The organism is Salsuginibacillus halophilus (assembly GCF_003014715.1).
In the GTDB taxonomy this organism is placed as follows: Bacteria; Bacillota; Bacilli; order Bacillales; family Marinococcaceae; genus Salsuginibacillus; species Salsuginibacillus halophilus.
This window is the reverse complement of record NZ_PYAV01000017.1, coordinates 40,392-52,530: the sequence shown is the minus strand read 5'-3', so window position 1 is coordinate 52,530 and position 12,139 is coordinate 40,392. Positions and strand designations below refer to the sequence as shown.

Genomic DNA, 12,139 nt, shown 5'->3' with positions numbered 1-12,139 from the left:
TATTAGCCCCGGTTTCCCGGGGTTATCCCGATCTGCAGGGCAGGTTGCCCACGTGTTACTCACCCGTCCGCCGCTCGATCCACCAGCGTCATCCCCGAAGGGAATCAACTGGTTTCACGCGCTCGACTTGCATGTATTAGGCACACCGCCAGCGTTCGTCCTGAGCCAGGATCAAACTCTCCGATAAAGTGATGCTTGGCATCAATCAAATCGAAGGGATTTGATGTGTTTCGTTTAACGTCAATTAAATTGACGGGCGCACTTGCTTTCATTCAGTTTTCAAAGGGCAAATGTTTTGCTCGCTCGTTTTCAGCGACTTTTATAATTTATCAAATAACCAAGAAGAAGTCAACAACTTTTTTAAGTTATTTTTTCTTTTGTTGTTTATTTGATGTGTTGGCGTCGCCGTGATCAGCGACATAAAGTAATATATCATCACAGCTTAACGCGTGCAAGGGTTAAAATGAATTTTTTTATATTCATTTTAAAAAATTGAATTTGCACCTCACGAAGCACCGCGAACTAATGTAGCAAAACAATCCGGGTTTCGTCAAATGGATTTTTAACATTCATGTTGTTGACCGCTGTTACGCTTTCTTCATCAATATGATAAATAAACCGCAGCGGCTTATAAAAAGCAGCTGCGGTTTATTGTGTAAATTAATCTTCGCCTTGTTCGCGCGAGCGCATCTGTGGAAATAATAGAACGTCGCGGATCGATGCTGCATTTGTAAGCAGCATCACGAGCCGGTCAATTCCGATGCCTAAACCGCCTGTTGGCGGCATGCCGTATTCAAGGGATTCAAGAAAGTCTTCATCCATACGGTGCGCTTCTTCATCACCGTGCTCACGCTCGGCCATCTGTCCTTCGAATCGCTGCCGCTGATCCACCGGGTCATTGAGCTCACTAAAAGCGTTCGCATGTTCACGTCCAACGATAAAGAGTTCGAATCGGTCAGTAAATCGCGGATCGTCGTCGTTTTTCTTTGCAAGTGGGGAAATCGCAACCGGATGACCATACACGAAAGTAGGCTGCATCAATGTTTCCTCAACATAATGCTCAAAGAATTCGTTAACAACGTGGCCGAAGCTCATCGTTTCTTCTACCTTCACGCCGTGCTCTTTTGCAAGTTCACGAGCCTTTTCATCGCTCATTTCCTGCCAAAAATCAACGCCTGACGCTTCTTTAACAGCATCAACCATGTGTACACGTCTCCAGCCGGAAGAAAGATCAACCTCTGTCTCCTCATACATAAGTGTTGTTTCACCAAGCACTTCATTTGCGATATGAGAGATGACGTTTTCGGTAAGGGTCATCATATCCCCGTAATCCGCAAATGCTTCATACAACTCAATCATTGTAAATTCAGGATTATGACGGGTGGAAATTCCTTCATTACGGAAGACACGACCGATTTCATACACTTTTTCCATACCGCCGACGATTAAGCGTTTTAAGTGCAGTTCGATCGCAATCCGCATATAAAGCTCCATATCAAGTGCATTATGATGGGTTACAAACGGCCGCGCTGATGCACCGCCTGGAATCGTATGCATCGTCGGTGTTTCAACCTCTAGGTAACCAGCTTGATCAAGGTAACGGCGCATCGACTGCAAGATTTTACTCCGGAGTACAAATGTATCGCGCACTTCAGGGTTCATAATTAAATCGAGGTAGCGCTGGCGGTAGCGCTGTTCAACATCTTTTAAACCGTGGTGCTTATCCGGCAGTGGACGCAGCGCTTTAGAAAGCATTTGAAAGTTTTCAGCCTTGACCGACATCTCACCTACATTGGTTTTAAAGGCTTCACCACCTACACCAACAATGTCGCCAATATCTGCGCTCTTAAAGATTTCATATTGTTCTTCACCGACTTCATCTTTACGAACGTAAATTTGAATCTGTCCAGACAAATCTTGTATGTGAGCAAAGCCTGCTTTACCTTTTCCGCGCTTTGTCATAATCCGCCCGGCGATTGCAGCTTTTGCCTGCTTTTCTTCAAGTTCTTCTTTTGTATATTCATCAAATGCTGCTTTCATTTCTTCTGCGGTATGGGTTCGTTCGTAGCGCTCGCCGAAAGGGTCCTGCCCTTCAGACTGCATACGCTGCATCTTTTCAAGACGTACCGCCATTTGGTCATTCAATTCATTTTCCTGCGCCATATTCGTTCATCTCCTTTAAGAGCGTGTTAGGTTTACGCAAAAAGAAGAGCGCCACATAAAACGCCTCAATGAACACAAGCAGGCTGAAACAACCCGCCGGCGCCGGTTACAGGCGAGCGGTAGACGCTCTTCTCATTCTTTCTATTTCTTAGCCGACCGGCTGATTTTCAGCCTCTCTTGCTTCGACTTCTTCCACAAAGTTGTACACGGCATGCTCGACTTCGTTACGAGTGTTCAACTGATTGATTTCATCCCGGAGGCTTGAGCTTTTGCGTACACCTTTTAAATACCATGCAGCATGTTTGCGCATTTCCCGGACGGCGACATTTTCACCTTTTAAGTTGATCAAACGATCCATATGCACCATGCAGACATCCATCTTTTCACGGACGGTCGGTTCACCTTTTAATTCGCCCGTTTCTAAGTAATGAATTGTGTTATACAGCATCCACGGGTTTCCTAAAGCTGCACGGCCGATCATGACACCGTCTACGCCAGTTTCATCAAGCATACGCTGTGCGTCCTGCGGCGTTTTAACATCGCCGTTACCGATCACTGGAATGTTAACGGAATCTTTCACCTGTTTCAAAATATCCCAATCTGCTGTTCCTTCATACATCTGCAGACGCGTCCGTCCGTGGACTGCTACTGCCTGCCCGCCGGCTTCTTGAATCGCCTGGGCATTTTCAAGTGCATAAATATGGTCATCATCCCAGCCCATCCGCATTTTTACTGTAACCGGCTTGTCTACACTTTTAGCCGCAACTGACACCATGCGGTAAATTTTATCCGGATCTAACAGCCAGCGTGCACCAGCATCACATTTTGTAATCTTTGGTACCGGACAGCCCATATTAATATCAATAATATCTGCGTTCGTCTGCTGGTCAACAACTTGCGCTGCTTCAACCATCGTCTCTTCAGTACCGCCAAAAATTTGCAGGCTGAGCGGTTTTTCACGTTCATCCACATACAGCATCTGCAGTGATTTTTCGTTCTCGTGTAATATGGCTTTGTCACTCACCATTTCTGCACAAACCAAGCCTGTACCGAACTCTTTGGCAATTAACCGGAATGCAGGGTTGCACACCCCTGCCATCGGCGCAAGCACCACCCGATTTTTCATTTCGATTCCGCCGATGTTTAACATATGTTCTGCACCTCCAGCGCTCTATTTTGAGCGGAGCTCTTCTTTTGTAATCCCAAGCACTTCAATAATTTTTTGTAGCGTCGTTTCATCAAGTTCGCGCATGCCGCGTTCAATGCTTCCAAGTAGAGAAACAGATACCCCGATTTGACCGGCCAAATCCTCTTGAGTGTATCCTTTCAGCTTTCGAAACGCCCGAACCCGGCCGGCCCATTTAACTTCTTCCATAAACGCACCCCTTCCTTCTCGTCTTCACCTAAGCAGGACAACAGCTCTGCGACCGTTTTACCAGCACCAGGCACCTTGACGGCAGCAGCTACTTCAACCAGCGGTACCAGTACAAAGGCACGTTCTGTTAGTCTAGGGTGCGGAATCGATAAGTGGCTACGTTGAATATTTTCTTGGTTGTACATGAGAATGTCAAGGTCGATTGTGCGCGGACCCCAGCGTTTTTCATGGGTACGATCAAGCTGCTGCTCAATGCGCTGGGTGGTTTTTAAAACTTCTTCTGATGTATAAGTCGTTGTTAATGATGCTGCCATATTTAAAAAAGGCGGCTGATCGACTAACCCCACCGGTGCAGTTTCATAGACCGAAGAGGTCCCGGTAAGGCTAAGCCCTTCATCTAGCGTTAATAAACGAAGCGCTTCTTCCAAATAATGCTCCCGGTTCCCTATGTTTGAACCGAGAGCGATAAAAACTTCATTGTCCATCATTCATCCGCGCTCCCTCGTCATTTCAACCGCGACTGAATCGTAATGCCCCGGGATCGGCGGGTCAGGTTTAATGACTTTCACAGTTGCTCGTTCGACAATCGAAAATGCTTGAAAAATTTTATTGAGCACAGCCTGTACAATCGCCTCGACTAAGTTGAAAGGCGGGCCTTCTACGACTGATTTTACGGTTTCATACACTTCGGCATAATCTACACTTTCTGCTAAATCGTCGGACGCTGCTGCTTTGGATAAGTCTGCTTCAAGTTCTACATCGACATAAAAGCGCTGGCCAAGTTTATTTTCTTCAGCAAACGCTCCGTGATAACCATAAAACTCCATTTTATTCATGAAAATTTTATCCAATGGTAGTCGCCTCCTCTGTTCCTAGCATTGCATCCATCATCCGTGCAGTACGAACCATTTCCTGTACATCATGAACCCGGACAATCCCGCACCCGCGCTCAATCCCGAGACATATAGTAGCAGCTGTACCTTCAACACGCTCGTCCACAGGAAGGTCAAGCGTTTTTGCAATGAGCGATTTTCGCGATGTGCCAAGCAGTACTTCATAACCGAGTGCGGTGATTTCCCCGAGACGCCGCATAATTTCCAGATTATGTTCGTACGTTTTCCCAAAGCCAATCCCCGGGTCTAAAATAATGTGTTCACTCGGAACGCCACGCTCTCGACAGATTGCAATTGATTCGCGCAGCCCGGAGATGACGCTTGCCACGATATTGTTTTCATACACCGCTTCGCTCTGGTTGTGCATCACGATCAATGGTACTTGATAACGAAAAGCGACATCAGCGATTGCTGGTTCACGTCGTGCACCCCACACGTCATTAATCATGGATGCCCCTGCTGCAACAGCACGCTCAGCTGTGTCGGCTTTATACGTATCAATAGAAACCGGCACGTTTACAGCAGCAGAAACTGCTTCAATGACCGGAAGCACCCGGGCCTGCTCCACATCCTTTGATACTTCTTCGGCACCTGGGCGGGTGGATTCTCCGCCGATATCAATCATATCCGCTCCTTCAGCTTCCATCTCCTGTGCCCGGCGAACAGCCTCATCAATTTGGTTGTAAGCACCCCCGTCGGAAAATGAATCCGGGGTAGCGTTTAAAATACCCATCACTTTCGTTTTATGTTTCATGCTGATCATCCCCAGTCACCGAAAGGGCCCGTTAGCTGCATTTCATCCCGGGACCAGAGCTGATCCCGAAATGTTTGATACAGCCGGCGGATTTCCTTTGTCCGGCGGTTTGTAAATGTGGCAGCACCTACAGCGGCAAGCGGTACAATTTCTTGAATACTGTTGGTCATAAATGCTTCATCTGCCTGCTCAAGCTCCTGCCATTCGTAAAAGCCGGTTTTAACGGAAAAACCTGCTTCTTTCGCAAGCTTCATGACAAAACGGCGGGTCACACCATCTAGAATGCCAGTTTCAAGCGTCGGCGTATAAAGCGTCGTGCCGTACATCCAAAAAATATTTGAAACGACACCTTCAGAGATATACCCGTTTTCGGTTAAAAAGATGCCTTCACGATCCTGCGCCTGACCAACTTCACGCCTGCCAAGAATGCTGTTTAAATAGTGGTGCGACTTGATACGCTCCTTGCTCTCCGGGGTGTTCCGTCTAAGCGATAACAGCTGCCCGTACTTCTCTTGCGGCATTGCCTGCGGATTCAAAGGCTTCGTGTAAATCAAAGTTGTCGGCTTATCATACACGGCTGTCGTCAGCCCGGCCGGCCCTTCACCTGCAGAGACATTGTAACGGATCGATGCATTTGCAGTTTCGTTAGCGGCGGCGGTTTCAGCAATTTGGTCCTTCATCTCCTCGACTGTAACCGTCCATGCAATGTTCATAACTTCAAGCGCATGACTTAGCCGGCGGTGATGGTCCGCAAGCAGAAACGGATGACCGTTATACAGCCGAATCGTCTCAAATGCACCGAGCCCATACATAAATCCGTGCTCAAACGGCGAAAGCTTCACTTCTTCTGCCGGAAGAATGCGTCCGTTAAAATAAAGCTGCACCGGCTACACCTTCGTCCATAGGTTGTAGTGATCCATAAAGTTGCGCAGCAGCAGTTTTCCCTCTCCCGTCATTATCGATTCCGGGTGGAACTGAACCCCTTCCATGGCATATTCGGTGTGTCGGATGCCCATGAGCTCACCCTCTTCAGTCCAAGACGTTACTTCAAACGAAGCAGGCAGCGTCTCGCGTTTAACGATTAACGAATGATATCGGGTAGCTGTCATCGGCTGATGCAAACCTTGATAAACCGTACGGCCGTCGTGATGAATAAGCGACGTTTTCCCGTGCATCAACCGATCCGCGCGAACCACATCGCCTCCAAACACTTGCGCCATGCATTGATGACCTAGACAAACGCCAAAAATCGGCAGGCGGCCGGCAAAATGCGAGATCGCCTCCATGCTGATCCCTGCTTCATCCGGCGAGCACGGTCCCGGTGAAATCATTAATACTTCAGGGTTTAAGGCTTCAATTTCTTCAACGGTGATTTCATCATTACGGTACACCCGCAGTTCTTCGCCCATCTCTCCTAAATACTGAACGAGGTTATACGTAAACGAGTCGTAGTTATCAATCATTACAATCATTGCTCGATCTCCTCTCGTTTCGGGGTCAGCTCTTCTTCACTCATCTCTTTTGCCCGCCAAAGCGCTATTGCTTTTTTGAGCGATTCCTCATATTCTGCTTCCGGTTTGGAATCAATAACGATCCCTGCCCCTGCCTGAACATACGCCTGGCCTTCTGCAGCTACCATGGTTCGAATAGAGATCGACAGCTCCATATCCCCGTTAAAACCGATCCATCCCATCGACCCGGTATAGACACCACGGCGCACAGGCTCTAACTCTTCAATGATTTCCATTGTCCTTACTTTTGGAGCTCCGGTGATTGTACCACCCGGAAACGTTGCTTTGATCATATCATACGCGTCTACATCAGGGCGAAGCAACCCTTTGACATTAGAAACAATGTGCATGACGTGGGAGTATTTTTCAACGACCATCAATTCATCCACTTCAACCGAACCGTAAGCGCACACCCGACCTAAGTCGTTGCGTTCTAAGTCGACAAGCATCACGTGCTCGGCCCGCTCTTTTTCGTTACCGAGCATTTCATCAACATAAGCTGCGTCTGCCTCCGAAGAATCACCGCGCGGCCGGGTGCCTGCAATCGGCCGGGTGGAGGCTTCACGACCCCTCTTTTTAACAAGCAGTTCCGGCGAGGCGCTTACTAGCTGCATTTCTGGCGTCTGCATATAACCCATGTAAGGGGACGGATTCAGCATGCGCAGTTTTTCATAGATATGAAGCGGCGGAGTGTTTAACGGCTTGGACTGACGAACACTTAAATTCACTTGAAACACATCACCTTGGCTAATGTAGTGCTTTACGCGCTCAACCGCCTCAGCGAAACCTGCTTTACTAAACGACGGCTCCCAAGTATCAACCCGTTCTTTTACCTTGGTCCAAGCGCCTGGCGCTGCTTCGCCCATCCAGGCGGACTTGTGTGCAGCTAAACGTGTGGCAGCGGCAGCTTCGCCTCTTTCATCGGCTGTTTCCTGGGCGATCAGATAAAGAATTTGTTGTTCATGATCATAAACAAAGACGTCTTCAAATACGAGAAAATATAAATCATACGTGTTTAAATCATCTTCTGCTTTCTGCGGAAGACGCTCAACTTGACGTACGTAATCATAACTTAAATAACCAAGTGCACCGCCTTGAAAATCCGGGAGATCCGCGCAGGTTTTGGTTTGAAACGGCTTCATCCACGTTTTCATTGCATCAAGCAGTTCGCCGTACAAAATTTCCTCTCCTGCAGCGGTTTCGACCGTTAATTGATCGTCCTTGCCTTTAAGTACAGCAAATGGATCAACCCCCATCATGCTATAACGCCCGCTACGCCCGCTTTCAAGCACCATGTGGTAACGGCGCCCTTGCGAAAACTCTTTATATTTTTCAAACCAAATGCCAGGCTCGATATCTAAGCTTGCAGTGTAGGCCCGGCGTTCCCCTTCTATATTCGGGTAAGAGGCAAGTGTTTGTTGTCGGCTCATCAAAGGTCACTCCTAGTTTGCTTCCTCGATCGTCTTTGCTTTTTCAGCCAGCCCAGCAAGATCTTCTTCAGTAAAGTTGTAAATCTCATTGCAGAAATGGCACTGGGTTTCGGCGCCGTGGTCTACGTCTTTCATATCAATCAGCTCTGCACTGCCGAGGCTGATAAGTGCTTGCTCAATGCGCTCGCGCGAACACTTACAGGAAAAGGAAACAGGTGAAGTTTCAATAATTTTGTGTTCATCTTTTAACATGATGCTCAAGATTTCTTCTGGCGTTTTGCCGCGCTCAATGAGTTTTGAAATCGGCGGCATCGCTTGAATTTGCTGCTCAACTTCATCCACCACTTCTTCCGGGGCATTTGGCATAATTTGCAGAATAAACCCGCCGCTTGCCTGCACCGTGTTATCCGGGTTAACGAGAACTCCGAGCCCGACAGAAGACGGCACTTGTTCGGAAGTTACAAAATAATACGTGAAATCATCCCCAAGCTCACCAGAAACGAGCGGAACACTTCCGGTAAAGTTGTCTTTCATTCCGATATCTTTCACGACAGATAAGAAACCTTCTGTTCCAACGGCTTGTGCTACATCTAATTTACTTTGGTCATTTAAGTCGAAATGAACCTGCATATTGTGCGCGTAGCCGCGGGTGCTGCCGTCGGATTCGCTGTCAACGACAATCGGTCCCATCGGCCCTCCGCCTTCGACTTTAACTGTTAATTTCTCTTCACCTTTAAGCATCGAACCCATCATTGAACCGGCTGTCATCGCCCGGCCGAGAGCGGCAGCGGCGGTTGGCCATGCATGGTGGCGGGTAACTGCTTCGTTGACCATTTCTGTTGTTCGAATCGCATAGGCACGTACGTGATCGTTATACCCAAGGGCTTTCACAAGATAGTCTGACATGAATCATTGCTGCTGACTGCAACTGGCTCTCTTTAAGCTGTTGTCCATTCAGCAGCTTCACCTCCTTTAATTTTGTTTGGACGTCTAACGGCGTTAATCACCGCTCACGTTTTTATCGTAAATAATTTTTAAGCCTTTCAATGTTAATGATGGGTCTACAATATCAATGGTTTCTGCTTCTTCGCCAATCAAACGGGCCAGGCCGCCGGTTGCAATTGAAGTCGCCGGCGCAGGTGCTTGTTTTTTCATACGGCTTACAATCCCATCAACTTGACCGACATACCCGTAATATATCCCGGACTGCATCGCGTGAACCGTATTTTTACCGACAATTGTATACGGAGCAGCAATTTCAATGCGGGGCAGCTTTGAAGCTTCGCTGTATAGCGCTTCTGTGGAAATCGCAATCCCGGGAGCGATTGCACCTCCGATATACTGACCGTGCTCATCAATATAACAAAAAGTCGTCGCTGTTCCAAAATCTACGATCACAAGTGGTGGTTCATAATCGTCAAGGGCAGCCACGGCGTTGACGATCCGGTCGGCACCAACGTCGCGCGGGCTGTCATAGCGGATGTTTAAACCAGTTTTCATCCCCGGGCCGATGACCATCGGCTCTAATCCAAGGTATTTGCGACACATATGCTCCAAAGAGAACATAATTGGCGGTACAACTGAAGAAATGATGGCTCCGTCGATATGCAAAAGTGCTAAACCAGCATTTTCAAGCAGCGCTTTCACGGTCATACCGTATTCGTCTTCTGTTTTTTCTTGATCCGTTGTTAACCGCCAGTGATACACAAGCTCATCTTCGCGATAAACCCCGAGAACGATATTTGTATTACCTACATCAATGACCAGTACCATAGCTATCACCATTTTACTCATATATTTTGCGTACGCATTGATTCAGAAAAAAGAGGGATGCCGGTTTGGCACCCCTCCTAATTGAGACGTTTCCGCCAAGATTTCCATTTACCTGAATGGCGCAGGCCGTTGGTTCACTTACGAACGACGGCCGTTGTCATCATCATCTTGGTCGTTATTTTCACTGTCTGTGTGCTCGGTATCTTCTGAAGACGTATTTTCATCCGTCTCAACTTCCGGCGTTTCAGCATCTTCTGGTTTGGATTGGATGTTTACGCGCATATCATCACTATTTCCATCCGAAGTACTGCTGTTTTCATCTTTGTTCACGCCGCTTGCGTCGATGGCATCCTGCTGGTTCTCGTTTGAATGGTGCCCTTCCGGGAGCTTTCCATCATCAACAAGAGAGCGGATTTGTTCAGCATCGAGCGTTTCAAGTTCAAGCAGTTTTTCTGCAACAAGCTCAAGCTTATCTTTATGCTCGGTAAGAATCTGCTTGCATCGATCGTAACTTTCGGTGATTAAGCGCTGAACTTCAAGATCAATTTCATGCGCAATTGCATCACTGTAGTTTTGATCGTTTTGAATGTCGCGGCCGAGGAAGACTTGGCCTCCAGAGTTCGAACCGAACTGGAGCGGGCCTAGTTTTTCACTCATGCCGTATTCTGTCACCATTTTACGGGCAATCGCCGTCGCACGCTGGAAGTCATTGTGAGCGCCTGTGCTCACTTCATCAAACATGACTTCTTCGGCAACGCGTCCACCGAGGAGACCAACAATCTTATCAAGCAGCTCCGGCTTTGTCATAAAGTAGCGGTCTTCTTTTGGAAGCATTACTGCATAACCGCCGGCCTGTCCACGCGGTACGATCGTAACTTTGTGTACCATATCTGCATTTTGCAGCTTAACGCCGACAACTGTATGACCAGCCTCATGATGAGCCACAATATTTTTCTCTTTTTCAGAAATGACACGGCTCTTCTTCGCCGGACCGGCAACAACGCGGTCGATCGCTTCTTCTACGTGCACCATCTGAATTTCATCGCTGTCAGCACGTGCGGCAACAAGGGCTGCCTCGTTCAACAAGTTCTCAAGGTCTGCACCTGAGAAGCCAGGTGTACGCTGTGCAACAGCTTTTAAGTCAACATTTTCACTGATCGGCTTGTTTTTCACATGAACACCGAGAACTTCCTCACGGCCGTTCACATCCGGCAGACCAACAGTGATCTGGCGGTCAAAGCGGCCTGGACGGAGCAACGCCGGGTCAAGCACATCGGCACGGTTCGTTGCAGCAATAATGATGATCCCTTCATTTGCCCCAAAACCGTCCATCTCAACAAGCAGCTGGTTCAATGTTTGTTCACGTTCGTCGTGGCCGCCGCCAAGGCCGGCACCACGCTGACGCCCAACTGCATCGATCTCATCAATAAAGATGATACAAGGTGCGTTTTTCTTTGCGTTTTCAAACAAGTCACGGACACGGGATGCCCCGACACCGACAAACATTTCCACAAAGTCAGAACCGCTGATAGAGAAGAATGGGACGCCAGCTTCGCCTGCAACCGCACGGCCGAGCAAGGTCTTACCAGTTCCCGGCGGGCCGACAAGCAGCACACCTTTTGGAATGCGGGCGCCAATGTTTGCAAATTTGCGCGGATCCTTCAAGAACTCAACAACTTCTACGAGCTCCTGCTTTTCTTCCTCAGCACCGGCAACGTCTTTAAAGCGAACTTGTTTTTTATCATCCGGCACCATCTTCGCTTTACTTTTGCCGAAGTTCATCATCTTTCCGCCGCCGCCGCCTTGGGCTTGACTAAGCAGGAAGAAGAAGAGAATGAAGATAATAATAAACGGAATCACCGACGTAAAGAACGTTACCCAGCCTCCGGTTTCATCCGCCGGCTCTGTATCAAACTGAAGCGGCTGTCCATCTGGACCGGATGCTGTCATTAAAGCATCGGTTGTATCTTCGGAAATGAGCACATGCGTTTTGAAGGTTTCATCTTCTGCCGCCTGGGCCATTTGACCTTCGATCAAATACACCTCACGTTCAGGTTTTACAGTCATTTCCTGCACTTCATTCTGTTCAAGTGCTGTTAAAAATTCATCTGACGTTATCGGATCAGCATCGGTCTGGTCGCCGCTGAAAAAGCTTACGACACCGATAATGACCAAAAATATAAGTAAGTAAAAAACGGTATTTCGGAAAATCCGATTCATGCCTGACCTCCTCCCACGAG

At 48.0% G+C, this 12,139-nt stretch carries 12 protein-coding genes and 1 rRNA gene; all 13 read right to left on the bottom strand.

Features of this window, described 5'->3' with window-relative positions; genetic code table 11:
- Positions 1 to 187, bottom strand: a 16S ribosomal RNA gene (locus B0H94_RS13885); the annotation flags it as partial.
- Between the two features lie 473 nt (positions 188 to 660).
- Positions 661 to 2,163 (bottom strand): lysine--tRNA ligase, encoded by a 1,503-nt coding sequence (gene lysS / locus B0H94_RS13880; protein ID WP_106589861.1) that lies wholly within the window; start codon positions 2,161 to 2,163, stop codon positions 661 to 663.
- A gap of 148 nt (positions 2,164 to 2,311) precedes the next feature.
- The gene (gene dusB / locus B0H94_RS13875; RefSeq protein WP_106589860.1) at positions 2,312 to 3,313 is read right to left on the bottom strand and encodes a tRNA dihydrouridine synthase DusB; all 1,002 of its coding nucleotides are present in this window, start codon (positions 3,311 to 3,313) and stop codon (positions 2,312 to 2,314) included.
- Between the two features lie 21 nt (positions 3,314 to 3,334).
- Entirely contained in the window at positions 3,335 to 3,538 is a 204-nt protein-coding gene (locus B0H94_RS13870; protein ID WP_106589859.1) for a helix-turn-helix domain-containing protein, read from the bottom strand.
- A complete protein-coding gene (gene folK, locus B0H94_RS13865; RefSeq protein WP_245894064.1) occupies positions 3,490 to 4,026 on the bottom strand; it encodes a 2-amino-4-hydroxy-6-hydroxymethyldihydropteridine diphosphokinase in 537 nt (178 codons plus the stop codon). The genes B0H94_RS13870 and folK overlap by 49 nt, the downstream gene beginning before the upstream one ends.
- Entirely contained in the window at positions 4,027 to 4,389 is a 363-nt protein-coding gene (gene folB / locus B0H94_RS13860) for a dihydroneopterin aldolase (protein ID WP_106589858.1), read from the bottom strand. It abuts the gene before it with no gap.
- Positions 4,382 to 5,194, bottom strand: a complete 813-nt coding sequence (gene folP / locus B0H94_RS13855) for a dihydropteroate synthase (protein WP_245894063.1) — start codon at positions 5,192 to 5,194, stop codon at positions 4,382 to 4,384. Before folP ends, folB begins: the two co-directional genes overlap by 8 nt.
- Positions 5,191 to 6,069: an aminodeoxychorismate lyase gene (gene pabC, locus B0H94_RS13850; RefSeq protein ID WP_106589856.1), complete on the bottom strand. Its 879-nt coding sequence runs from the start codon at positions 6,067 to 6,069 to the stop codon at positions 5,191 to 5,193. Before pabC ends, folP begins: the two co-directional genes overlap by 4 nt.
- A 3-nt stretch (positions 6,070 to 6,072) precedes the next feature.
- Positions 6,073 to 6,657, bottom strand: a complete 585-nt coding sequence (gene pabA, locus B0H94_RS13845; protein ID WP_106589855.1) for an aminodeoxychorismate/anthranilate synthase component II — start codon at positions 6,655 to 6,657, stop codon at positions 6,073 to 6,075.
- Positions 6,654 to 8,126, bottom strand: coding sequence for an aminodeoxychorismate synthase, component I (pabB, locus tag B0H94_RS13840; protein ID WP_106589854.1), 1,473 nt, complete (start codon positions 8,124 to 8,126; stop codon positions 6,654 to 6,656). Before pabB ends, pabA begins: the two co-directional genes overlap by 4 nt.
- Positions 8,127 to 8,138: 12 nt before the next feature.
- On the bottom strand, positions 8,139 to 9,032 hold the full coding sequence (gene hslO / locus B0H94_RS13835; protein ID WP_106589853.1) for an Hsp33 family molecular chaperone HslO: 894 nt from the start codon (positions 9,030 to 9,032) through the stop codon (positions 8,139 to 8,141).
- A 93-nt stretch (positions 9,033 to 9,125) separates the two neighbouring features.
- Positions 9,126 to 9,899: a type III pantothenate kinase gene (locus B0H94_RS13830; RefSeq protein ID WP_106589852.1), complete on the bottom strand. Its 774-nt coding sequence runs from the start codon at positions 9,897 to 9,899 to the stop codon at positions 9,126 to 9,128.
- A 138-nt stretch (positions 9,900 to 10,037) separates the two neighbouring features.
- Positions 10,038 to 12,119, bottom strand: coding sequence for an ATP-dependent zinc metalloprotease FtsH (ftsH, locus tag B0H94_RS13825; protein WP_106589851.1), 2,082 nt, complete (start codon positions 12,117 to 12,119; stop codon positions 10,038 to 10,040).
- Between the last annotated feature and the right edge of the window lie 20 nt (positions 12,120 to 12,139).

Bases quoted from the DNA above. Each gene is read 5' to 3' on its own strand.
- lysS (WP_106589861.1), bottom strand. From the start codon at position 2,163: ATGGCGCAGGAAAATGAATTGAATGACCAAATGGCGGTACGTCTTGAA.
- dusB (WP_106589860.1), bottom strand. From the start codon at position 3,313: ATGTTAAACATCGGCGGAATCGAAATGAAAAATCGGGTGGTGCTTGCG.
- B0H94_RS13870 (WP_106589859.1), bottom strand. From the start codon at position 3,538: ATGGAAGAAGTTAAATGGGCCGGCCGGGTTCGGGCGTTTCGAAAGCTG.
- folK (WP_245894064.1), bottom strand. From the start codon at position 4,026: ATGATGGACAATGAAGTTTTTATCGCTCTCGGTTCAAACATAGGGAAC.
- folP (WP_245894063.1), bottom strand. From the start codon at position 5,194: ATGATCAGCATGAAACATAAAACGAAAGTGATGGGTATTTTAAACGCT.
- pabA (WP_106589855.1), bottom strand. From the start codon at position 6,657: ATGATTGTAATGATTGATAACTACGACTCGTTTACGTATAACCTCGTT.
- pabB (WP_106589854.1), bottom strand. From the start codon at position 8,126: ATGAGCCGACAACAAACACTTGCCTCTTACCCGAATATAGAAGGGGAA.
- hslO (WP_106589853.1), bottom strand. From the start codon at position 9,032: ATGTCAGACTATCTTGTGAAAGCCCTTGGGTATAACGATCACGTACGT.
- B0H94_RS13830 (WP_106589852.1), bottom strand. From the start codon at position 9,899: ATGGTACTGGTCATTGATGTAGGTAATACAAATATCGTTCTCGGGGTT.
- ftsH (WP_106589851.1), bottom strand. From the start codon at position 12,119: ATGAATCGGATTTTCCGAAATACCGTTTTTTACTTACTTATATTTTTG.